The sequence below is a fragment of the Novosphingobium sp. AAP83 genome (assembly GCF_001295795.1).
Taxonomy (GTDB): Bacteria; Pseudomonadota; Alphaproteobacteria; order Sphingomonadales; family Sphingomonadaceae; genus Novosphingobium.
This window is the reverse complement of the sequence record NZ_LJHY01000004.1, coordinates 1-24,381: the sequence shown is the minus strand read 5'-3', so window position 1 is coordinate 24,381 and position 24,381 is coordinate 1. Positions and strand designations below refer to the sequence as shown.

Below are 24,381 nucleotides of genomic sequence, written 5' to 3'. Positions count from 1 at the left end.
AGCCTTAGGGTGGATCTGGTTTTATGTTAGCAGGTCAGAACTTGTAGCGTGCCCGGATGCCGAAGTAGCGGCGTGAATTGCGATCAAGGGCTTGCTGGAGCAGGCCGACCGAGCCACCCGGAGCAACCGTCAGGTTGGAAGCATAGCGCTTGTCGAACAGGTTGTTGACATAGAGCGCTACGCGCAGCCCGCCACGGTCGTTCTGGTCGATACCGATGCTGCCATTGACGACAGCATAGCCCTTTTGCTCAAGCAGCGGGTTGGCGAGAAGGTCGAAATTGACCGCGCTTTGATAGGACACATCTGTCTGGATAAAGCCGTCAAACGGTAAGGATGGCAGCAGGATATCGTAGGTTCCGCCGACGTTGAATTTCAGGCGCGGTGCGTTGGGCAGGCGCTTGCCGGCAAGGTTCTGGCCTCTGACATTGGATGGACCAGCGCCATCAAGATCAAAGCAGCCCACGGTTTGCGCGGCATAGCATTGTGCGCCGGGGAACGACATGATCCGCGTATCGGTAAAACTCAGCGCGCTGTCGAGCGTGAGGGTGGGGATGGGCCGCGCGGACAATTCGACTTCGAAGCCGCGTGTGCGGACACGGCCGACGTTGTTGAGCGTCAGTTCGAGCGTATCATCGGGCAGAACAATGGCCGACTGTGCCTGGAAGTCACGGAAGTTGCTCCAGAATGCCGAAATGTTGAGCTGCACCTTGTTGTCAAGGAAGCGCGACTTGATGCCTGCTTCATAAGCGTCCGAGGTTTCCGGACGTACCGGGTTGGTCGCACGGCGCGGGCTGAAGCCGGTGCTGATATCGAAGCCTTGTCCCTTGTAGCCGCGCGCAAACGAGGCGTAGACCATGACGGCATCGGAAAGGTCCTGACGCAGCGATGTTTTCCATGTCACCACGGTATCGGATGCTGCGCCGTTGCACAGGCTGAGGCATGTGGCGTTGTTGGCGGGCGGGTTGGCGTTTGGCACGTTGTTGATGAAGCGCGCGGACACTTCTTCGTGGTTCAGGCGGACTCCGGCATCAATGTGGGTCGTGTCCGAAAGGGTGTAGGTCGCCTGCGCAAAACCGGCATAGCTTTGGGTTGCGCTGCGCGATGTCCAGTTCGCCACGACCGGTCCGGATGGGCCACGGGCAAAGCTGCGGTCGGTTTTGCCATCGGCATAGAATAGCCCGACCACATAGGTGAAGTCTGACTTGGCTGACGAAACGAGGCGCAATTCCTGCGTGAACATGCTGGCAGCATAAGTGCTGTTTGCGGTGATCCCGCCGGGGATGCCAATCACGTTGGAGATCGTGTAGTCAAAATCTTCCTCGAACTGGAAGGCCCAGTCCTGATAGCTGGTGACCGATACCAGATCGGCAAAGCCGAGATCGAGTGTGGCGCGGCCTGAAACTGTGGTCTGTTCGCTTTTGTTGAACAGCGGACGGTTCAGGCGGACGCTGTAATTGTCTTCGCCTGCGGTGATCCCGGCGATGCTGGGGGCAAGCGAAGAACCAAACACAGTCGCTCCGGCAGGGGCCGTGCGATAGGTGCGGGCAAAGCCATTGCTTTCATTGACGGTATGGCTGGCGATGACATCGAACTTCAACGTGTCGGTCGGTTCAAATTCAAGCCGCCCACGCACGCCGTAGCTCTTGTCGTTGTTGAGGCGTGAACCGTCTTCGAGATTGCGGATATAGCCCTTGCGGTCGGCGTAGAAAGCATTGACGCGGAAGCCGACGCCGGTGCCAAGAGGTCCGGCGATCGATCCTTCGACGCGCAGTTCGTCGTCCGTGGTGGCTGTGCCGGTGATCGCGCCGGTCAAGACATCGGATGCGCCGCGCGATACGATATTGACCGCACCTGCCGAGGCGTTCTTGCCGAACAGCGTGCCTTGCGGGCCGCGCAGCACTTCGATGCGGGCGATATCGCTGAGGCCCGAGAACGCCTGGGCCTGTTGCAGCAGCGGCACATCATCGACGATCACCGCGACCGATGGTTCGATGGCGGTGCTGAACGATACCGTGCCGATTCCGCGCAAGTTGAGCGAGTTGTTGGTGGGCACGTTGCCTTGCGTCAGGGTAAGGCTGGGGGCGAGGCGCGGAAGGTCGGCCACCGTGGCGACGTTGCGATTGGTCAGCGTATCTCCGCTAAGCGCGGTGACCGCAACGGCCACGTCCTGCATGTTCTGTTCACGCTTTTGCGCGGTGACGATGATTTCTTCGAGACCGGCATTCTCCTGTTCGGGAGCGGATTCGACCGAACCGGTCTGTCCAGTGTCTTGCGCCGATGCGAATCCGGGCACCAAAGCGACTGCGGTCGCGGACAAAAGAAGCCTCTTTAACGACATTTTTCTCTCCCAACGGAATTTGGCAAGCTTGTTGGTCTGACCGAATTGCGGGAAAAGTCGTGACTGTCAAGCCAAAGTTTTGACTAATTTGTTGCAATTCGCGATCGCAAATTACCGATTTTGGCTTGGAACATCAGGAAATCCTTGCCAAAGCGGGCAAATATGGCTTTATTATCGGTCTGACCAATATGGTGCCAGCTTCGACGGGGAGAGTGACGTGTTGCAAAACGGCTTTATCGGCCAGACATCTTGGCTTGCGTCACCTCCTGCACCTGCCGGGGCGCTTGAGTCTTTTGCCTGTTCGAATCGGGACAGCTGGTGTGACGGACCAAGAGCGCAGGTTGCTTGCGCAGACTTGTCCAGGACCATTGGATTCAGGACCATTGGAGGCCCGGCATGATCAAGACGCTCCCGCTGCGCTGGTGGATCATCGCGCTTATCACGCTGGGCACGATCCTCAACTATCTGGCGCGTTCGACGCTTTCGGTGGCCGCGCCCACGCTCAAGACCGAATTTGCGATGACCACCGAGCAATATAGCTGGGTGATCCTTGCCTTTCAGGCGACCTATACAGTGATGCAGACGGTGGCAGGCGCTGTGCTGGATGCACTGGGCACGCGGATCGGCTTTTTCGTGTTCGCGGTGGGGTGGGCGGTGAGCAATATGGCGCACGCCTTTGCCACAGGCTGGATGAGCCTTGCTATGTTCCGCGCAGCATTGGGCGCGACCGAGGCGGCGGCGATTCCGGCGGGCACCAAGACCGTGGCGCAGTGGTTTCCGCCCAAGGAACGCCCGCTTGCCACGAGCCTGTTCCAGATGGGCACGAGCGTTGGCAACATGATTGCGCCGCCGCTTGTGGCGTTTTGCATTCTTGCGTGGAACTGGCAGGCGGCGTTTATCGTGACAGGGGCTTTAAGCCTTGTTTGGGCGGGCTTGTGGTGGGTCGGCTATCGCGACCCGGCAGATCATCCCCGGCTATCGCAGGCTGAACGCGATGCATTGATCAAGATGAACCAGCCCGATGCCACCAAGCCTGCAACCAAAGCGGACGTGCTGCGCAGCCGGTCTTTCTGGGCCATTGCGGTGCCGCGTTTTCTGGCGGAACCAGCGTGGCAGACCTTCAACTTCTTTATCCCGCTTTATCTGGTGGCGGTGTGGCAGCTTGATCTGAAATCTATCGCGCTGTGGGCTTGGCTGCCGTTTCTGGCTGCCGATTTTGGCAGCCTTGCAGCAGGATTGCTGCCGCCTTGGTTGATGGCGCGCGGAAAATCGCTGTTATCATCGCGCAAGGTCACCATGACGCTGGGCGCGCTGTGCATGGTGGGGCCTGCTTGCATTGGCCTTGCCACGTCGCCCGCAATGGCAATCGCGCTGTTCTGCGTCGGCGGCTTTGCGCATCAATTGCTCAACGGCGCGCTGATCACTTTGTGCGCCGACGTGTTTGACAGCCGCACGGTAGGTACGGCCAGCGGCATGGCGGGCACATCGGCGTGGATCGGCGGGATGTTGTTCACGCTGTTGATCGGGCAGAGCGCGGACCTGTTCGGGTATAACCCGCTGTTCGTGGCGCTGGCGGGATTGGATTTGCTGGCAGCGGTGGTGCTGTGGGGACTGTTGAAGTCTGACGGTGGCAAAGCAACTGTCTGAAATAGTATGGAAACCTTGGTGAGGATGAAGCGCATGACTTTGGGTTCGAAGCTGAAAATGGCAAGCACCACAGGTGCGATGGCTTTGGCCATGGCGCTTGGTAATCCGGTTTATTCGCAGACGGCGCTGCCGTGGCTTTCGCCCGATGTGATCGCCGAAATGACAGCGGCGCAAGGCGAGGCTGCGCGCGAAGGTATCGCCAATCGCCGGGCAAAGATGCTGCTTGCCGCCATGACGCTGGATCAGAAGTTGCAGCAATTGACCGGCGCGCGACCCGAAATCCTGCCCGACCTGCCAGCGTGCTACGGCGCGCGGCATGTGACCGCAATAGCGGCGCTTGGCGTGCCGACCTATCGCATCACCAACGGGCCGGTCGGGCTGGGGCAGAACGATTGCGTCTCGCCCGAGGTGGCCAAGATCCCGCCGTCAGCGAACGGTTTTGGTGGCATCAGCGTTGGCGCTTATACCCATCCAAGCTCGGCCAAGGCGACGGCATTGCCATCTGCTATGGCGGCGGCGGCATCGTTCGATCCGGCAGTGGCGGGCCTGTATGGTGAGGTGATCGCCACAGAGATGCACAATCTGGGCCTGCACGTGTTCGAGGCCCCCGGCGTCAATCTGGCGCGCTTGCCGGTTCTGGGGCGGAATTTCGAGTATTTTGGGGAAGACCCCTATTTGAGCGGCGTGATGGCGGTTGCCGAAACCAAGGCAATACAGGCGCGTGGTTTGATCGCCATGCCCAAGCATTATGCCGCTAATGAGCAGGAAACCAACCGCATGGCCATCCAGACCACGGTGGACCGGCAGGTTTTGCGCGAGTTGTATCTGCTGCCGTTCGAAATGGCGGTGAGGGATGGCAAGGCCGCATCGGTGATGTGCGCCTATAACTATGTGAACGGGCAATCGTCGTGCGAGAGCCGCGAGCTGCTGACCGATATCTTGCGCAAGGATTGGGGCTTCACCGGTTATGTCCAGTCAGACTTTTTCGCGATGAAAAGCACGGTGGCAAGCTTTGCCAATGGCATGGATCACGAAATGCCGATGCCGATCCAATGGGCACCCGATAAGATCAAGGCCGCGCTTGCCAGTGGTGCGCTGACCGTGGCGCAGATCGATGCAGCGCTGGAGCGGCGCTATACCCAAGCCTTCAAGGCGGGGATTTTTGACCGCAAGCTGGAGCAATCGCCAATCGATTATGCGGCAGGTGGCAAGCTGGCGCGGGCCATTGGCGGGCGCGGAGCGGTGCTGTTGCAGAACAACGGGGCCTTGCCCTTGCGCAGCGGGATCAAGTCGCTCGTCCTGATCGGCAAGGCCAGCCAGGTCTATGCGCAGCAAGCGGTAGCAGGCGGGGCGATTACGGGCGAGCCGATGGGATCGGGCGGCGGCAGTTCCGATGTGGTGCCAGCGTACACCGTTTCCCCGATTGAAGGATTGCGCAGCGCTTTGGGCGCGACAGCTTCGGTCAAGCTGGTGCTGGTGGATGATGCCAATGCCTCGGGCACCGTTGACGGCACGCAAGTCTCCTTTGCTGATGCGGTTGCCGAAGCGGCGAAGGCCGATGCGGTTGTTATCATGGCGGGCACGATATCGGAGGAAGGGGCAGACCGTGCGACTTTCACCGATACCAGCGGCCATCAGCTTGCGTCGGGTGCGGCGCTTGGCAGCGGGCTGGATTGGTATGCGGCGCGGTCCAACGCGATTGCCACCAGCGGCGAGAAGAACACAGCGCGCAACAGCGGGACGACAGCGATGATCGAGGCTTTGCTGGCGGCGCGTTCGGTTACGGGACGGTCGATGGCGGCCAAATCGGTGCTGGTGCTGAAAGACAATGCAGGCGTTGCGCTGCCGGGTTCTGTCATCGGAGCCAAGGGGCCAGCCATTCTTGAAACATGGTTCCCCGGGCAGGAAGACGGCAATATCGTGGCCGATGTGCTGTTCGGCCGGGTCAATCCATCGGGCAAGCTGCCGGTGACTTTCCCGCAGGCGGGCAAGGGCTTCCTCGATCATGCGACCCCGGCCCAGTTCCCCGGCGTTCTGGCCGCAGACGGCAAGACCCAGACGGTCACCTACAGCGAGAAGCTGGCCATTGGTTATCGCTGGTACGATGCCAATGTGAGCGGTGGCTGCGCGGTGCGGGCGGGGCGGAACCCTTGTGTCGCCTTCCCGTTCGGGCACGGCCTGTCCTACACCACATTTGTCCAGTGCGCGCCGAAGCTTGTCTTTGACAGCGCGCGCGGATCATGGCGCGCGCAAGTGCGGGTCAAGAATAGCGGTAAGCGGACCGGAGCCGAAGTGGTGCAAGTCTATGTGTCGTTGCCGCAAAGCGCAAACGCGGTGGGCGCGGTGCAACCGCCCAAGCGTCTGGTGGGCTTCCAGCGCATAGAATTGAAGCCGGGTGCATCGGGTGCGGTCGAGATCGGGATCGATCCTGCTGCGACCAACCACCCGCTGGGCGTGTGGGATGAAAAGGCGCATGCGTGGGTGATCCCGGCAGGCCGTTTTACGGTTTGGGCGGGGCGCTCGTCCGCACCGGCAGATCTGGTGCGGGTGGGCTATATCGACCGGTAGGCGGGCATTGGGGGGCTAATCCCGCGAGGGAATGGCCCCCCGGCGCATGACTGTCCAACCGGCAAGGGCATGTCCGCCGCGTGCAGACTGCTCTTGCGTATCGCCGCGAAGGCGCGCGGCAAGATAGCCGGCGTTGAATGCATCGCCCGCGCCGCTGGTATCAACAGGGGCGAGCACGCTTTCGGGCGCGATGATCCGGCCATCGGGCAAGCGGCATCCGTCTGCGCCAAGCTTTACCACGGTTTCGGCGCAGCCAAGGCTTTGCCAATGGGCGGCCACGGCGGCGGGATTGTTGGTACTGCCCAGCAGCACTTCGTCCTCAAGCGTGGGCAGGCCGATGGTGGCCAGCGCAATCGCGGCATCGCGTGCAGCCCGTGCGGTTGCGGCATCGGGCCAGAGGCGGGGGCGGTAGTTTCCGTCGAACACCACTTGTCCGCTGCGTTCGCGCACAGTGCGGGCCAGCGCCAGCAAGGCCTGTTGCCCTGCATCGGGTAGGACCGCCAAAGATACCAGCGAGAAGGCGAGCAGGTCTGCCTGCGCGGCATTGGCAAGGGCAGGCGCAATGCCGTCACAATCAAACAGCCGCCGTGCCGCGCTATCGCCGCGCCAATAGGTAAAGCTGCGCTCGCCCGTATCATCGCAAGTGATCGCATAGAGTCCGGGATTGCGCAACGGATCGGCAAGGACAAGGCTAGTGTCCAGTCCCTCGGCCGACCATTGCGCCTTCAGGTTTGCGCTGAACGGATCGGTGCCAAGCGCTGTGAGGTAGGCGGTGTCCACCCCGGCGCGGGCGAGGTGGATCGCCGTGTTCAGGGTGTCCCCACCATAGGCAAGCTGCCAGCCCGCGCCGTCTTGCGACAGTTCGACCATGGCTTCCCCGACGAGAACGACCCGCATTTAACGGCAAACCGGATTGGCGGCACCCGGTATCGCAAAGAATGAAACCGATTGGCCGGGGATTGTGGTCGTCCCGCTAATCGCCGCGCCTTCAAGCCCTGTGAACTTGAGATCAGCATCAAGTACAGGCTGGTGGCCATTTACCAGCACGTTGCGCGTATCAAGTGGTGTGCCGGTCATTGTCCAGCCAAGTCCCTTGCCACCAAGATTGATGCGCTGCGCCGCCTCGCCCGTGTTCAGTGCCATAACTGCCACGCCGCCTGCCTTTCCGGCAAGGCAGTGGGTATAAAGCCGCATGGCGGGGGAGGGGGACTTCGGAGAGGCAAGCACGGTTTGCCCCATCGTGCGCCGCCACAGCACGGCGGCCCAGTAATTGGGGCGCGGCTTCAAGGTGTCACGGTCAATCAGCGCGTAATCGATGGCGGCCAGCGTATTGTGCATCACCACTTGCAAGCCTTTTTGTGCAAGCGCCGCGTTCTGGTTGAGGTAGCGGAACGTATCGAGGAAGGTCGATGCCCACGGGCTTCCGCCACATGCTGCTTGCGCGGTTTCGGTGTTCCACATCGGCTTGCCGGGTTCGAACTTGTCACGCAAAGCGGCGTAATAGGCATAATCGCGCACCGTCAGGTCAAGCCATGCGGCGCTTAGTGCGTTTTCCTTGACCGCCGTGCCGATGCCAAGCCCGAGGCAGCGTTGGGAAACCGATCCGTAGAAGTGATAGGAGACCGCATCAACGCTATCGGGATTGGCCTTCATCATGTCTTCGGTGCTGACGTGGGTGCCCATTTCGGCAGGTACGGGCACATCTTTCAGCAAGCCGACTTCACCGACGCCGCCAACGCCGAGCATGCGCATTTCGGGGACGGCCTTGCGCGCCCAATCGTGGAACAGGCGGAACTCTGCGGCATAATTGGCAGCGGTATAGGCCTTGGGCATTTCAGGTGCCGCACCGGGCATATTGGATTCGTTGAAGAATTCGGCGGCATAGAGGCTGCCGCCTGCCTCACGTGTGAGATCGACAAGGCGCTGCGCCTGTACGGGTGTCCAAACACCATCTGTGTTGCGCGTGCCATTGCTGACCGCAAAGCTGGTGACGATGGGGGCATCGACGGCTTTTGAAAAGGCGACGACTTTTTTCCATTGGTCGCGCTTGAGCACTTGTACGAAGCCTGCGGGCGGGGCGGAAAGGTTTTCGCCTTCGGCCTCCAGATACGTGTTGTTGGCCCATGTTCCGCTGACGCGCAGCAGGCTGGGGCCAAGTGCCTTGGCCAAGGCGATCAGCTTCGGATCGGTCAGGTCGATCGGCGGGCGTTGGCGATAGCGTTCGTCTGCCGGGCCGCCATAGGGTGCCCAGAAACGCCCGCCGGTAACTTCAACCATTTCAATGTTGTAAGACTGATAGCGTTCGCTGGTTGTGCCCAGTTTCTGGAGCTTGGCCAATTGCAGTGCGGGGGTGGGAGCCTGCCCCGCACCTGTGAGAGCGACGAGAGCCGTGGCCGACAAAAGAGTTTTGCGCATCATCTTACCAGCTCCACATCGTGCCGTCTTCAAGCCGGGCGACGGGCAGATAGGCGGGTTTGTAAGGATATTTTGCGGCCAGCGCCTCGTCGATATCGACGCCGTGGCCGGGGGTTTCGCCGACGAACAACTCACCCTTTTCAAACCAGTAATCATGCGGGAACACGGCATCGGTTTCTGCGGTATGGCGCATGTATTCCTGAATGCCGAAGTTGGGGACCCAGGTATCGAAGTGCAGCGCGCAACCCATTGTAACGGGTGACAAATCGGTGGCACCGTGGCAGCCGGTGCGGACCTGGTACATGCTGGCCAGATCGGCGATGCGGCGCAGATGCGTGAGGCCGCCTGCGCCGACAACGGTGGCGCGGATATAATCAATAAGCTGGTTTTGAATCAGGTCCTTGGCGTCCCAGATCGTGTTGAAAATCTCGCCCACCGCGAGCGGGGTGACAGTGTGCTGGCGGACGAGTTTGAACGCTTCCTGATTTTCGGCAGGGGTGCAATCTTCCAGCCAGAACAACTGGTAAGGTTCGAGCATCTTGCCCAGATTGGCCGCTTCCTGCGGGGTGTAGCGATGGTGGCCATCGTGCAGCAAATGGTGGTCAAAGCCGTACACTTTGCGCAATTCTTCAAACAATTTGGGCACATAGTTGAGCGCTTTGCGCGTGTCCCATCCGGTGACCGAGGGCAACGAGGCATCGGCGGGTTCGTAGTACAACTTTCCGCGCCCGACACCGTAAGCATCCTTCACCCCCGGCACGCCGGTTTGCGCGCGGATCGCCTTGTAGCCCATGTCGATGTAGTGGCCGACCGCCTCGACCGTTTCGGCAATGTCCGATCCGTTAGCGTGGCCATAGACCATGATGCAATCGCGGCTGCGCCCGCCGAGTAACTGGTAAAGCGGCATGCCCGCCATCTTGGCCTTGATATCCCAGAGCGCCATATCGACCGCAGCAATCGCGCGCATCGTCACTGGTCCGCGCCGCCAGTAGGCACCCTTGTAGAGGTACTGCCAGATATCCTCGATCCGGCGCGGGTCCATGCCGATCAGGCAAGGGGCGACGTGTTCCTGCAAATAGGCGACCACGGAAAGCTCGCGCCCGTTCAGTGTGGCATCGCCGATGCCATAGACACCCTGATCGGTTTCGATCTTGAGCGTGACGAAGTTGCGACCGGGGCAAGTGACGATCACACGGGCGGCGGTAATTTTCATGACTCGGGCACTCGCATTGTGTTGGCCTAATGTGGTATTACCGATTGACGGACCAATTTCGGTCTGTCAAGTTTTGAAAATTGGTTTTACCAAAAGGTTGTCCGCCATGGCTCTCGTGCCGAACGTCAAATCCAATGACCGCTTGTATCAAGACCTTGCCCGCTCGTTGATGGAGGAATTGGCGCAAGGACACTATCCGGTGGGTACGCGGCTTCCGGCTGAGCGGGATCTGGCATCGCGTTATGATGTCAGCCGCCCCACCGTGCGTGAAGCGGTTATCGCACTGGAAGTGCAAGGGCTGGTCGAGGTACGCCTTGGCTCTGGCGCATATGTGATGCGTTTGCCGGGCGATGAAGATCGGCCCGGCTTTGACGTGACCGCGTTTGAATTGACCGAAGCACGGCTGTTGTTCGAGGGTGAGGCCGCGGCCTTGGCGGCGACGCAAGTAAACGATGCTGACATCGCCGAAATCGAAGTGCTGGTGCAGCGGATTGCCGAGGAAAATCAGGAGCCCAACGGCACCGAGAGCGCGGATCGGGAATTCCATCTGGCGATTGCCCGTGCGACGCGCAATGTTGCGGTTTATAACGCTATCGCCCACTTGTGGGATTTGCGTTCGACATCGCCAGAGGCGGCGCTGCTGCATGAAAAAGCGCGCCACGCCCAGATCAAGCCGGTGGTGGAAGAGCATACCGCCGTACTGGACGCTTTGCGCGCGCGCGATCCCAATGCCGCCCGAGCCGCTATGCGCGCGCACCTTTCCGCCGTGCTGGAAGGCCTTTTGTTCGCGACAGAAGAGCGCGCGCTGGCCGAAGCGCGCAAGGCCACGCAAGTAAAGCGTGATCGCTATGCCCGCGCAACGGCATAAGCGTTGAGGCTGTGATCGGGGATAGACCGGTATAAAATCCGGTAGTCCGGTGGTGGGCGCTAACGGGCTCGAACCGCTGACCCTCTCGGTGTAAACGAGATGCTCTACCAACTGAGCTAAGCGCCCGCTCTCGCGGAAGATGGGCATTTACGGGTTTTTGCTGGTTCGTCAACCGCCGAGTTTGGAGAATCTTGAGGTTGGGTGAGGATGTCCTCGGGTTGCCTGCTTCAAAATCGTGGTCAGCAGCAGGTGAGGCGCTGCTACAACCGATAGGAGGCGGAAGCTTTCTGCCGATAGTGCCTTGATATCGCCCGACAAGAAGCCGGGGGCGATCAAGGCTCCTGCCGCCAGAGTGATCACGCAAATGATAGCGCCATAGGCCCATATTCTTGTCGGGGACCAATCCGGCAGTGCGGTGCCCAAGCCGCGCATATGCAACGGCGCATGCAGGAACACGAAATAGAGCATGAAGCCGATCTGCGGCGGGGTTGTTGCAAGGGTGATCAATGCGATGGTTTGCGCCGTGGCCCATTCGCGGTGGCCCGCGCGCCAGGTCTGCAAGGTGCCGACAGCGTTTACGAGCAGTGCGACCGGAGTGCAGGCGACCGCAATATTCTGCAAAGTCTCCGCACCTGGTCCTGCCATGGTGGTGAATAATGCGGTAACTTCTGGTCCGCGAAAGAACGCTGGAACGCAAATTATCGATGCACCGGCCATCACACGCAGCAATCCGGTTTCGATCATCAACCAATCTTCGCCAAAGTGAATGGCGGCAAGCATCAAAAAAACCGCCAGCGCATATAGTGGGGCGATAGCCCAGAGCGCGATCATGGCGAGAGCCACCGCGATATAGGCCAGCAAGGCGACGGTTGCGCGTGCCCAGCCCATGCCAAGCGTATGGCGTGCGATGGCTATATCATAGGCGCCGTGCGGCAGACCCCCCAGCAACATCAGAACCGCTGCTACGGCAATCGGTAGGGATTGGCCCAATCCAGAGCCTAGCGCCATCCCGCCTGCAATCAGCGACAACGCCAGCCAGAAAAGCGGAGACACCGGCACGCGCGAAATGCGCGTGCCGGTGCTGTCGGTCAATGGCCCTGCGGGGACGGGGATCATCAGTGACCGAGCGGCCTCCATGTCAAATCAGGCCGTAAGTGCTTCAGCTTCAGACTTGCGCACTGCGATGACCCAGACCAACACGCCGACGGCAGCCTTGGCGACGAGATCGGCAATGGTATAGCCAATCTGGATAGCCGTTTCTGCATCTGCGCCTGAGATGTTGGCATAAGGTGCCATGTAAACGATGGGATAAAAGCCCCATGACGCAAATGTCAGCAGGCGTGCCTTCTTTACCAGATTGCGAACGCTTTCTGGCTGGCGATCAATCGAAGCGCCAAGGCCGCTGAACAATTCCCACACGATGTACAAGAACGGGATTGCAGAAAGCGTACCCCAGAGCGCGCGCGTTGGAATGTCAGATGCGATTTCGCCAGGATAGCCAAGCGCAATCATCAGCGCTGCAGCAAAGCCCAGGCGCACCGATTTACTAATAGTTTCCTCGCGGGTAAGGCGCATCACCAATACAAGTTCAATGAGCAAAAGCGGCACGGTCAGGAGCCAGTCAACATAACGATAGGCGTCGTTGAATGCGAACCCGGAGGTGATGACCACGCCGTTTTTGACAACATAGGCGGTTTCCCAACTCTCGAAGATACGCAGGTAGTGGTAGGCGGCAATGGCGCAGACCAGACCGGAGATCGTTACTGCGGTTTTGTAGTTCGCTGACACCTGCGAGCGGCCGAGCCAGAGAAACAGGGCTGCGGCCGCCATAGTTGCGAACGAGAAGGAAAATGCGTTGTACACGAGCGAGTATTGGAAAATCGAAATAACGTCCATTATGCCCTCCAGTTTCACTAAGATCAAAAACTATTATTCCGCTTTGATCATAGTGAAGTCTCCCAAAAGCGATTGCTTTCGGATTTGTAATTATTCCTTGTAGGGAAGGCATGACACGCATTTTAGTTCCCGGCCATACAACAATATGGCTATACCCTAACGGGCATAACACTGTGTATTATCGAAATATTCTGTGGTACGCGCGAGCTTGGGGGGCAGTTTAGCCCGGCGCGGCTTGTGGCTCTGTGATAATCCGATCGCGCGCGGCGCGCACGTCACCTGCCTCGACCTGTAGTTTTAGGCGCTCACGATCGTGAGCACGGAACATGTCTTCGGCGCGGTTTATGGCTTCTTCGGAAATGCCCGCATCGCCCAGTGCAATCCGGGCCATCCGCACCGCAGATTCGAGCACTTCGCGCACCACTGCGTTGGCAGGAGTGCCCTTCAACTGGATCAGCGCGCGACGATCATATGCGCGGATATAAATTGCCGCGGCGGGAAAGGCGTTGTGAACCGCCTCGACAAATTCGGGCGTGATCTGATCGCCATCGATGCAGAAGAAGATCATTTCGGCATCGCCAGCGCCCGCTTGCCTAAGCAGATCGAGGCGCGTGCCATCGCCGAAATAGACTTTGGCACCAAAGCTTGCGGCAACGTCGATCATTTCGATATCGGTATCGACCATCGTGACCGGGATATTGCTGGCGAGTAGCATCTGGCTGACGCCTTGGCCGAATCGCCCGAAGCCCACAATGATCGCGCTGGCACCATCAGGTTGCGGGCCTGCGCGGGTGCCTTTGGTAACTTCGGCCTCTTGCCGGAAGCGGCGGGTGGCCATCATCAAGAACGGGGTGGTGGCCATGGAAAGCGTGACGACCGCGCCAAACAGGCTGGCGGCATCAGGCGCAATCAGCATCGCTTGCTGGGCTTGGGCAAACAGCACAAAGCCGAATTCACCGCCTTGGCTGAGCAGCAGGCCGAGCGCCAATGCCCCACGCCACGGCATGCGGAAGGCAAGCGCGATCAGGAACACGATCCCGGCTTTGATCGTGATCAGGCCAATTGCCATCGAGATCACGAATAGCGGGCGATCGGCAATGGCTTGCAAATTCAGCATCATGCCAACGGCCAGGAAGAACAGGCCGAGCAGGATCGAGCGGAACGGCTCAACGTCGGCTTCGAGCTCGTGGCGATAAGGGCTGTCGGCCAGCATCACGCCTGCGACAAATGCGCCTAATGCGGTGGATAGACCCAAGGCCTCCATTACCGCCGCCGAAGCCATCACCGTGAACAGCGCGGCGACGACGAACATCTCGCGCTCACCCAGATTGCCGATCAGGCGGAACAGCGGGCGGATGATAAAGCGCCCGGCGGCGATGAGGCCGACAAGCGCGCCGATAGTATAAAACGCCAGCAGCCAGCCCGGAGGCCCGCCCGCGTCTGCCGGGTTGCGGCTCATCGCGGCGATGATCGTGATAAGCGGGATAATCGAGAGGTCTTGAAACAGCAGGATGGCAAAGGCGCGTTCACCAAACGGGGTGCGCAGCCGGCCCGCAGATTGCAGCATCGGCAGGACCTGTGCGGTGGACGACAGCGCCAAGGGCAGGCCCAAAGCCAAGGCTGCGGCCCAGCTAAACTCCGTCGTCAGCCCGATCATCACCGCCACGGCGAGGCCGCATGCCGTCACTTGCAACAGGCCCAGCCCCAGAATATCGCGCTTCATCCGCCACAGCCGCGACGGGTTCAGTTCCAGCCCGACGAGGAACAACAGCAGGGTTATTCCGAGTTCGGCGATGCCAAGCTTCTGTTCTGCCCCGCCGACCAGCCCCAGCACTTGCGGCCCGATAACGGCACCTGCCACCAGATAACCCAAAGTCGCGCCAAGGCCGAGCCGCCGAAATAGTAGCACGAATACAAGCGCGAAGCCGAGCAGGAGAAATCCATCGTGAAGCAAGGATGCATGTTCGGCCATGCTTGTTGTCTAGCTTTATCTACACGCGCCGCAATACTTGTTCAGCTTGCGTTGATCTGTGGCGGGTGAAACTATAGCCTGTGGGAAATCGGGAAGAGGCTTATGCGCGGCGTCGGGTATCTTGTGGCAGTGGCTATGCCGGTTGCGGCATTTGCGCAAAGCGCGCCTTCGGCGCAGGGCGATGTATCGCTGACGATCTATAACAACGACTTGGCGCTGGTGCAGGATGTGCGGCAGATGTCGCTTCCGCTGGGGCGCACGCGGCAGGAATTTCCCGATGTGTCCGCCGCGATCCGGCCAGAGACGGTGACGCTGAATGCTGGCGGCACGGGGATTGTCGAACAGAACTTTGATTATGATCTGCTGACGCCGGAAAAGCTGATGGACAAGGCGGTGGGACAGGTGGTGACGCTGGTGCGCACCAATCCGGCCACTGGCGCAGAGACGCGCGAGAGCGCGACGATCCTTGCCAACAATGGCGGCACCGTGGTGCGCATTGGTGACCGGATCGAGGTGCTGAACACATATGCGGCGCGGGTGGTATTCCCCAGCTTGCCAGCAGGCCTGCGCGCGCGGCCCACGCTTTCGGTAACGCTCGATACGACCAGCCCCGGTGCGCGTCCGGTTTCGCTCAATTACCTGTCGCGCGGGTTTGGCTGGAAGGCCGATTATGTGGCGCTGTTTGATGAAGCTGCGGGCAAGATCGATGTGCAGGGCTGGATCACGTTGACCAACAATAGCGGCACGACGTTTGACAAGGCCAAGGTGCTGCTGGTGGCAGGATCGGTGGGCGATGGTGCGCAAACCTATCGCGGCAGGCGGCAAGTCATGCCCGGCAACCGCATGGGCACGCAGAGCGCCAATCGCGAAAGCCTTGGCGATTTTTACCTGTATCCGATTGCGGGCCGCACTACTGTGGCCAACGCCCAGCAAAAGCAGGTGAGCTTCCTTGATGTGGCGGGGGCGCCTGCATCGAAGGCCTATCATTTCCGCAATGGCTGGCTTTCGACGCAGACCGAGCCGCAAAGCGCCGATACGGTGCTGCGCTTCTCTACCGCAAAGGATGCGGGACTTGGCGATGCGCTGCCCGCAGGCACGGTGCGCGTCTATATGCGCGATGCGCGCGGGCAGCCGCAGTTCATTGGCGAAAACTCCATCGGCCACACGCCGATGGGGTCGAGTCTTGCGCTGAAAACCGGAGAGGCGTTTGACGTGAAAGTGCAGCCGGTGCTGGAAAAGCGCGATGTTATCGAAAGCGGCGAATGGGAGCGCACCGTCCGTTACCGCGTGACCACACCGGGTAAGGCCCCGACCGAAGTGACGGTGGATACCCAGAAAACGTTCTGGCGCACGACGATGACGTACAAGGTTACCAACGCCAAGGCCGTGCCGGTAACGGTGGAAGTGGTGCAGGGTGGGCTGGACAATTGGTGGCACGATACGCGCGTGCCATCCGAAAACATCAAGGGCGAACAGCGTTCTGCCGATGAACGCGCGTGGGCGGTGCCGGTGCCCGCCAATGGCGAGACGACGCTGACCGTCCAGTTTGATTCGCGATACTGAGGCGCGGGGCGTGCGCCGCTTGCTGTCTCTTTCGCTGGTGTTGAGCGCGCCTGCCTTTGCGCAAGGTGTGGTGACATCGGTTGCACCCGATAACGTGTCTGTCAGCGTCTATCGCGCGCCGAACCGGGGTAGCGATACCGCGATGAACCTGAGCTGGTTGGAAGGTTATGCGCTGATCACCGAAAAGCGCACGGTGGATATTCCGGCGGGCAAGGCGACGATCCGGTTTGAAGGCGTGGCGGCGGGGCTGTTTCCCGAAAGCGCCATCGTTACCGGCCTGCCATCGGGCGTGCGCGAAAAAAACCTTGATGCCGATCTGCTATCGCCGCGCAGCCTTTACGCGCGGATGTTCGGGCGGCCTGTGACTTTGCGCCGCACTTTGCCCGGATCGGGCGGAGTGCGCGAGGAGCGCGCGGTGATCCGGTCCGGCGTGGATGGCGCGGCAATTGTTCAGACGGCGGCGGGCTTTGAAGTGGCCACTTGCGGTGGGCTTCAGGACGAATTGATCTATCCGGAGGCTCCGAAGGATTTGTCCGCACGGCCGACGCTGTCGATCGAGACGGAGGCTGCGCAGGCGCACAAGGCCACGGTTTCGCTATCGTATCTGGCGTGGGGATTTGATTGGCAGACCAATTATGTGGTCACGATGAACCCCGATGGCCGGACTGCTAGTTTATCGGCTTGGGTGACGTTGGCGAGCAGCGATTCCACCAGCTTTGCCAATGCGGAAGCGGCGGTGATTGCGGGCAAGGTAAATCGGACAGATAAGGGCCGGGGGACTGCGCCAAGTGGAGGGGCGCTGGTGTTGAAGTGCTCGCTATCATCGCCATTGGCAACGCGAGCGTCACCTGCATCCTTACCAGAGAAAACTGATGCGCAGCTTGTATTTGAATTGACTGGTGACGACAGTTTGATGAACGAACTTTCACCAGCTCCGCAAGTACGCGCCTTCGGCTTGGTCAGGGCTCGTGTTGAAGTCAAGCAAGAGGCGCTTGGCGATCTCAAGCTTTACCGTGTGCCCGTGCCAGTTACAGTCGCGGCGAATTCACAAAAGCAAGTGGCGCTCGCTTTAAAGAAGGCTGTGAAGATGGAGGCGCTTTATCGCGCCGAGGTGTGGGAAGACAGCGCCGATGGCGTGCGACAGATGCTGCGCACCCGCAACCGCAAGGAAGAAGGCCTTGGCCTGCCGCTGCCGGGCGGGCCAGTGACCGTGTTTGAACCGCAGGGCGATGCAGTACTGCTATCAGGCGAAGGTGGCCTTGCTGACCGTGCGGTGGGCGAGGATGTGGAGATCATGCTCGCCAATGCGACACAAGTGACGCTGGAGGCGCAGACTATCAGCGATACCGAACGTGCGAAAACAGTGCGGCTGACCGCGCGCAATGCCCGTGGAGTTCCTGTGCAGTTCGAGGCGCGTATTGCCAGTGGTGCGGGAGAGCAGATCGTTGGCCTGAAGACCGCGCCCGCCGGGGGCAAGGTAACGCGCAAGGATGGCCGCACGATCTGGGCGGTGACGATCCCCGCGAACGGCTCAGTATCGTGGAATTATACGCTGGTGCAGTCGCAATAATCGGACCTTCTGTTTATAGCTGATCGCGGCGATGCTTTTCTGGCTGCCATGCGCAAAAAAACGCGCCCGGCATGAAGGCTGGCCGGGCGCGCCAGGGGCCGGTGCAGGGGGGGACCGGACCGGGACAAATCAGAAGATCAGACCATCAGACCATCAGACCATCAGACCATCAAAGCTGCGCCTTCGACTTCGGCAAAGTAATGCGCCATGCCATCGCAGGCTTTGTCAGACAGGGTCACGAAAGCGCGGCGGCGGTCAGAATCATCCTCAGCACGGCAGAACAGGCCCATATCAGTCATCTGGTTGATCCAGCGCAGTGCGGTAGTGGGCGGAACACCAGAGGCAAGGCATAGCGAGGTGACCGAAACCCGTTTGTGTTCGACCCGTGCCGCAGTGAGATCAAGCAGCATGTCCCACGCGGGATCGGCGAACAGATCGCTTTGGAAGAAGCGTCCGCGCAGTTGGCGTTGGCGGATAACCTTTCGCACCAACCGTGGATCAGGAAGCGCGGGGCGTGTTTTGCGTGTCATCCGTTGTGCGGCAGGATCGCGTGAACCATTGCTATCGAAACTAAACGCAGAAGCTTTGACAACCATACTGTCATCTACGGGTCCTGACAACGATTCCAGTTGTTGCGCGATCTGCGAGACTTGTTCGGTTAACCGCAGCAACGACATGCGATCATGATCGGACAATTCGCGCACCCGCGCCCCTTCGGCGGTGAGCAGACGGCCCAGTGCCACCACACGGTCAGCCCGGCTGGGGCTGACAAGGATTTGCGCGGCAGACTGATTTAGGCAGCCGAACACATCATCGAGCGAACCCATGCTTGTGGAGACGACAAGCTGCGTTCCGGAGCGGGCCGCGCGCATATCCAGCCGCGCTAGCGCCGCCAGTTCTGCGCCTTCGATCACGGGGCAATCGACCAGCACGAGATCACCGAGTGGTTGTTCGACCTCACCCAGCAGCGCGTTAAGTTCTGATGTACGGGTTACACGCAAACCGGCAGCGGCAGCATCTTCGGCCATTTCGGTCCGCAAATAGGCCCGGTCAGAAAAAATTGCGACGGAGAGCGGCGATAGCGGCCGCAACAGCGCCACATCATCGGCCGGATAATCAAACTGTGTAGCTGTTTGTCCCATACCTACGTTCCTTAGTGTCGCTACGTATATGAACATGTGGGGAACAAAATAGGATCAGGTCAAGACCATTTACCGCTATTTTGGATCAATTAGCGCGCGCCATCGGCAGACTATCGCCTGTAAATGGCCGCCATTGCTGGATTTACCGATCCGTTAGTGTCGTGCATCCAACGGCCAAAATGAAGGTACTACGCGCGATGGGCAGTGCCTTGGCCGAAGATTTCGCCGCCGCGCAACCGCCTTTGCGACTCGGCAAAGGCGGTGTCGTGGGCCTGCGTCAGTCTACGAAGGGATCGCGGACGAGGATCGTGTCTTCGCGTTCGGGGCTGGTGGAGACAAGCGCGACGGGTGTTTCGATCAATTCCTGCACGCGCTGGATGTATTTGATCGCCTGCGCGGGCAGGTCAGCCCAAGAGCGGGCGCCCGCAGTGGTGCCTTCCCAACCGTCCATTTCTTCGTAGATCGGCTCAACTTCGGCCTGATCGGCGGCGTGGCTGGGGAAATAGTCGAGCACTTTGCCGCGCAGGCGATAGCCGGTGCAGATCTTCACTTTTTCCATGCCATCAAGCACATCAACTTTGGTTAGCGCGATGCCGGTGACGCCCGAGATGGCGCAGGACTGGCGGACGAGCACGGCATCGAACCAACCGCAGCGGCGCTTGCGCCCCGTGACGGTGCCGAATTCGTGGCCACGTTCGCCTAGGCGCTGGCCGACGGCATCTTCCAATTCGGTGGGGAAAGGGCCGGAGCCGACACGGGTGGTGTAGGCCTTGACGATGCCCAGCACAAAACCGGTGGCGTTGGGACCAAGGCCGGAGCCCGAAGCGGCAGTGCCCGACACGGTGTTCGACGAGGTGACGAAGGGATATGTGCCGTGATCGACATCGAGCAGCACGCCCTGTGCGCCTTCGAACAGGATGCGCGCGCCAGCCTTGCGCACCTGATTGAGGCGCTTCCATACTGGTTGGGCGAATTGCAGCACGTAAGGTGCGATTTCGCGCAGTTCGGCGATCAGGGCCTCACGATCCACCGAGGGCTGGCCGAAGCCTGCGCGCAGCGCATCGTGGTGCGCGCAGAGGCGATCAAGCTGCGAGCCCATCTTATCAAGATGCGCCAGATCGCAAACGCGGATGGCGCGGCGGCCGACTTTGTCTTCATAAGCAGGGCCAATGCCGCGACCGGTGGTGCCGATCTTGCCCGAACCGGCAGCCGTTTCGCGCAACCCATCCAGATCGCGGTGCAGCGGCAGGATCAGCGGGCAATTGTCGGCAATCGCGAAGTTGTCAGCGTTGATTTCGACGCCCTGCGCGGTCAGCTTCTCGATCTCGGCCTTCAAGGCCCAAGGATCGAGCACCACGCCGTTGCCGATAATCGACAGCGTGCCGGTGACGATGCCCGATGGCAGGAGCGATAGCTTATAGACCTGTTCGCCCACCACCAGCGTGTGGCCGGCATTGTGGCCGCCCTGAAAACGGACGACGGCATCAGCGCGGCTGGCAAGCCAGTCGACGATCTTGCCTTTGCCTTCATCGCCCCATTGGGCACCGATTACGGTTACATTGGCCATGCTTATACTCCTCCACCCTGCCAAGGTGGATCCGGTAGCGCCCTTCGACAGGACTCGGCGAAACGGATGGATTGGACGGGCGGCAGGCACCCTGATTTCGGAGCGCGCGTTAGGGGGGAATGCCTCTCCAAGTCAAGGGTGTGACAGCGCGCAAAGCAATTCATCGGACGTATACCGTATGGGGCGCAACTTTCGGCAAGGCTGGGATGGCTGGGGAATCGGTTATGCGCAAGGTCTGGATGGCGGATTTGTTCAGGATGGTGCGGCGTAACCTGAACAAGTTTACACAGTTTACACTGTTCTGGAGAAGAAATCAGGGGGCCGGTGGGGTGTGCTTTTCGGGGGCGTTTTGCCCCGCGCCCGCAGCGGAAATGCGCTGCGTTTGGGCGGGCTTTGCCGGAGTTTTGAACGGTTCAAGGAGCGGGATGGACGGTAGGGATTTGGCGGCGTGTAGGATAGCGGTTTGTGCTGTCTTCAGAGCTTAGACGTTACGCAAGTTCTTGGCGTCGTTGCGCGAAAAACCTTTGCGTCCTCTGCGATCTCTGCACGAACCAACCTCTTCGCGGCATCGCATAGCAATCACGAAATTAAGTATACTGTCCTCGGAATCCCCCTCGAAATCCCGGCTGTCCTCTGAATCCCCGGCTCCGAACGTCCTACGGCCACGCCCACCATGCCCACCTCCTCGAGATGAATGGTGACAGCTTACGTCTTGCAAGCAGATGTAAGCGCCAAAATGACTAGGAGGGCGGCAAGATGCTCTGATCAGAAACGGCAAATCGACTTTCGCTATGCTACTGCCGCTGACCCGACGCCGATCAACCCCAGCCACAATCAGAGGCCTTTGGCTGAAATGACTGGCCCACTTTCAAACCTGTAGCAGGCTCCTTTTTATACCTTCGTTGACACACGATAAAAAAATAATGTATCTTTGATTTAAAGTGATTTGAAATTTGATTATAAGATTGAAGACGACGTCGATGATAGTATTTTCCGTAGTTAGATTTGAATAAAGTCTTACTTTATAAATGTCAGAATGAATGTTCCTTGAAGGATGTAAGGTAATGTTTGCTTAGTTTCTGTAATTTTAGAAAAATACAAAGCCTCATCTTTGTGAAATCTGATATTTTTACGACACCCTCATCGCAATTAATCGCGCAAATACAATTACCGAAAGCCAATGATATCATGAATTTATTCAAATAACTTTTTATCGAGACAAAGTTAACGAAAGGCAGAAATTATGAGTAATTCGAAATTAATAAAAAAAGCAATTCAATTACATAAATCTGGAAAAGTTCAGGATTCCATTGGTATTTATTTAAAAATTTTACCAAAAATGAAACTTAATTCTGATTTTTTATGCCTAATCGGCAGCGCTTATTATGAAATTGGTGAAGCATTAAAGGCGTATCAATTTCTTAAAAGATCAGTTTTATTAAATCCTGAAAACCCAGAGTCACAGAATAATCTTGGCAATGTATTGAAAAAATTAAATCGCCTCGATGAGGCAATAAACCATTACGACAAGGCAATTTCATTGGAAGCGAAATACGCAACTGCATATTACAATCGCGGAATTACTCTCCAAAAATTGAAAAGACTCGATGAAGCCTATGAGAGCTATAAGTACGCATTTGATATTGATCCGAAAATAGAATTTTTATTAGGAATAAAATTACATTTACAGATGCATCTATCCAATTGGCTTGATTTTGAAAATCAATTGGAATCGATTAAGAAAAAAATTGATGAAAATAATAAGGCGATTTATCCTTTCGATTTGCTTAGTTTAATTGACTGCCCTGCCACTCAAAAAATGGCATCGCAAATTTATGTTAAAGCGAAATTTGATGTTAGAGCAGTTGAAAATCAAAAATTTAAGATCAATAAATCGCATAGAATTAAAATTGGCTACTTCTCTGCAGATTTTCATAACCATGCCACGATGCATTTGTTGGCAGACGTGCTTGAAAAGCACGACAAAGATCATTTTGAAATTTTTGCATTTTCATTTGGACCTATTACCAATGACGCTTGGCAGTCTCGGGCAAGAAAGGCATTCGATCAATTTATTGAATGCAACAATAATTCTGACAAAGAAATTGCAAAATTATCGCGCGATCTTGGAATTGAAATCGCAATTGATCTAAAGGGATTTACAACTGATTCAAGAACCGGGATCTTTGCTGATCGTGCGGCACCAATTCAGGTAAATTTTCTGGGATATCCTGGCACGATGGGTACCGATTTTATAGATTACATTGTTGCTGATAAATTACTAATCAAAGAGGAGCAGCAAGAATTTTACGTAGAAAAAATAGCTTATTTGCCCGATTGCTATCAACCCAACTGTTATAGAAGAGATGTATTTGCAGAGTCTGTCTGCAGATCAAATTTTAGTTTACCGAAACATGGAGTTGTATTTAGTTCATTTAATAATAATTACAAGATAACTCCGCCCATTTTTGCATCCTGGATGAGAATTTTGAAAGAAGTTGACGGTAGCGTTCTTTGGTTATTAGCAACCAATTCTATAGCTCAAAATAATCTTAAAAAATATGCTTTTGAAGCCAACATTGATGTCAATAGGCTAATATTTGCGGAAAACGTTCCAATACAGGATCATTTGAATAGAATCCGTTTGGCAGACATATTTCTTGATACGTTCCCGTGCGGTGCACATACAACCTGTAGTGACGCATTGAGGATGGGGCTTCCAGTGGTCACAATGGAAGGGCAGTCATTTGCAAGTAGGGTTGCGGCAAGCTTGTTAACGAATGCCGGAATACCCGAGTTGATAGCAAAAGATTTACAATCGTATGAAAAAATAGCGATTGAACTTGCTTTGGATTCGAACAGAATTAAAAAAATCAGGGGCCAGCTTTTAGATAATAATCATGTAACATCATTATTTGATCCTAAGATTTATGCGAAGAATATTGAAATTTTGTATCGAAAAATGCATCATTTTCATCTGAATGAATTGCCACCAGGGCATATATATGTGCAATGAGTTAGGGCGCAAATTCATGGCAATCCCGGGGGCAGTATACTTAGAGTCGATTTCAGATTGATGGAATCGATTAGGGATTCCCATTAGGGCAATGATCTGATTCAACCTGCTGGTTGCAATGGAGGTCAGCATGGCAAAGCAATCACGGAATTAGGTATACTGTCCCCGGAATTCCGATCCAACACCCGCCCGTCGCCCCGTGCTTGACACGGGGCCTGGCTTCCCTTGCCACCTCACCTTTGGCATGACGGCCTGATGGAAAAGGGTGGCTGGGTATACATCATGGCAAACCGCTATCGTGGCGGGATGTACGTTGGCGTCACATCCGATCTGACCCGCCGCGTGTGGCAACATCGTGAGGGCGACGGCTCAATCCACGTGACGGACTTTGGCAAGACAAGGCTGGTCTATGCCGAGCGGCACGACGAAATCGAACCGGCGATCGCGCGCGAGAAGCTGGACACCCGCAAAAACCGGGTAGTTCGAGTCGGATTGGTCCGAGGAGGGCTGCTCCCTCTGCTTTTCGGCTATAACGACCGCGCCGTTGGTATGTTTCGGTCGGTAATTCGGGCGGTTTGACCCGTTTCTTCGTGATTCCGGGCAGAG

At 57.7% G+C, this 24,381-nt stretch carries 16 protein-coding genes and 1 tRNA gene; 7 read left to right on the top strand and 10 right to left on the bottom strand.

Features of this window, described 5'->3' with window-relative positions; all coding sequences use genetic code 11:
- Window positions 1–34: 34 nt before the first annotated feature.
- The gene (locus IP81_RS03025) at window positions 35–2,317 is read right to left on the bottom strand and encodes a TonB-dependent receptor (protein WP_231626219.1); all 2,283 of its coding nucleotides are present in this window, start codon (window positions 2,315–2,317) and stop codon (window positions 35–37) included.
- A 417-nt stretch (window positions 2,318–2,734) separates the two neighbouring features.
- Here IP81_RS03025 and IP81_RS03020 point away from each other — a divergent pair, with 417 nt between their 5' ends.
- On the top strand, window positions 2,735–3,985 hold the full coding sequence (locus tag IP81_RS03020) for an MFS transporter (RefSeq protein ID WP_054106511.1): 1,251 nt from the start codon (window positions 2,735–2,737) through the stop codon (window positions 3,983–3,985).
- A gap of 33 nt (window positions 3,986–4,018) precedes the next feature.
- Window positions 4,019–6,553: a beta-glucosidase gene (locus IP81_RS03015; protein ID WP_197274503.1), complete on the top strand. Its 2,535-nt coding sequence runs from the start codon at window positions 4,019–4,021 to the stop codon at window positions 6,551–6,553.
- 15 nt (window positions 6,554–6,568) lie between these two features.
- Here IP81_RS03015 and IP81_RS03010 read toward each other — a convergent pair whose 3' ends face one another.
- The 3 genes from IP81_RS03010 to manD are packed head-to-tail and all read right to left on the bottom strand — an operon-like array spanning window position 6,569 to window position 10,181.
- The gene (locus tag IP81_RS03010) at window positions 6,569–7,450 is read right to left on the bottom strand and encodes a sugar kinase (RefSeq protein WP_054106510.1); all 882 of its coding nucleotides are present in this window, start codon (window positions 7,448–7,450) and stop codon (window positions 6,569–6,571) included.
- Entirely contained in the window at window positions 7,451–8,971 is a 1,521-nt protein-coding gene (locus tag IP81_RS03005) for a hypothetical protein (protein WP_054106509.1), read from the bottom strand.
- Window position 8,972: 1 nt separating this feature from the next.
- Entirely contained in the window at window positions 8,973–10,181 is a 1,209-nt protein-coding gene (gene manD / locus IP81_RS03000; protein WP_054106508.1) for a mannonate dehydratase, read from the bottom strand.
- A gap of 106 nt (window positions 10,182–10,287) precedes the next feature.
- On the opposite strand from manD, the gene IP81_RS02995 reads away from it, so the two are divergent.
- A complete protein-coding gene (locus IP81_RS02995; RefSeq protein WP_054106507.1) occupies window positions 10,288–11,049 on the top strand; it encodes a FadR/GntR family transcriptional regulator in 762 nt (253 codons plus the stop codon).
- Window positions 11,050–11,099: 50 nt separating this feature from the next.
- On the opposite strand, the gene IP81_RS02990 is transcribed toward IP81_RS02995, so the two are convergent.
- From IP81_RS02990 to IP81_RS02975, 4 genes are all read right to left on the bottom strand, one after another.
- Window positions 11,100–11,175, bottom strand: a tRNA-Val gene (locus IP81_RS02990).
- 42 nt (window positions 11,176–11,217) lie between these two features.
- Window positions 11,218–12,165, bottom strand: coding sequence for a Brp/Blh family beta-carotene 15,15'-dioxygenase (locus IP81_RS02985; RefSeq protein WP_054106506.1), 948 nt, complete (start codon window positions 12,163–12,165; stop codon window positions 11,218–11,220).
- Window positions 12,166–12,192: 27 nt separating this feature from the next.
- A complete protein-coding gene (locus IP81_RS02980) occupies window positions 12,193–12,945 on the bottom strand; it encodes a bacteriorhodopsin-like (protein ID WP_054106505.1) in 753 nt (250 codons plus the stop codon).
- Window positions 12,946–13,165: 220 nt separating this feature from the next.
- Window positions 13,166–14,917 carry a cation:proton antiporter gene (locus tag IP81_RS02975; RefSeq protein ID WP_054106504.1) on the bottom strand — a complete coding sequence of 584 codons (1,752 nt, stop codon included), beginning with the start codon at window positions 14,915–14,917 and terminating at the stop codon, window positions 13,166–13,168.
- A 102-nt stretch (window positions 14,918–15,019) separates the two neighbouring features.
- On the opposite strand from IP81_RS02975, the gene IP81_RS02970 reads away from it, so the two are divergent.
- Window positions 15,020–16,480, top strand: coding sequence for a DUF4139 domain-containing protein (locus tag IP81_RS02970; protein WP_054106503.1), 1,461 nt, complete (start codon window positions 15,020–15,022; stop codon window positions 16,478–16,480).
- A gap of 10 nt (window positions 16,481–16,490) precedes the next feature.
- A complete protein-coding gene (locus tag IP81_RS02965) occupies window positions 16,491–18,050 on the top strand; it encodes a DUF4139 domain-containing protein (protein WP_197274502.1) in 1,560 nt (519 codons plus the stop codon).
- Between the two features lie 161 nt (window positions 18,051–18,211).
- Here IP81_RS02965 and IP81_RS02960 read toward each other — a convergent pair whose 3' ends face one another.
- Complete coding sequence (locus IP81_RS02960) at window positions 18,212–19,192, bottom strand: hypothetical protein (protein WP_054106501.1); 981 nt, start codon at window positions 19,190–19,192, stop codon at window positions 18,212–18,214.
- A 277-nt stretch (window positions 19,193–19,469) separates the two neighbouring features.
- Window positions 19,470–20,759 carry an adenylosuccinate synthase gene (locus IP81_RS02955; RefSeq protein WP_054106500.1) on the bottom strand — a complete coding sequence of 430 codons (1,290 nt, stop codon included), beginning with the start codon at window positions 20,757–20,759 and terminating at the stop codon, window positions 19,470–19,472.
- Window positions 20,760–22,002: 1,243 nt separating this feature from the next.
- On the opposite strand from IP81_RS02955, the gene IP81_RS02945 reads away from it, so the two are divergent.
- Window positions 22,003–23,775 carry a tetratricopeptide repeat protein gene (locus IP81_RS02945; RefSeq protein WP_082355930.1) on the top strand — a complete coding sequence of 591 codons (1,773 nt, stop codon included), beginning with the start codon at window positions 22,003–22,005 and terminating at the stop codon, window positions 23,773–23,775.
- A gap of 255 nt (window positions 23,776–24,030) precedes the next feature.
- Complete coding sequence (locus IP81_RS02940; RefSeq protein WP_082355928.1) at window positions 24,031–24,354, top strand: GIY-YIG nuclease family protein; 324 nt, start codon at window positions 24,031–24,033, stop codon at window positions 24,352–24,354.
- Window positions 24,355–24,381 lie beyond the last annotated feature (27 nt).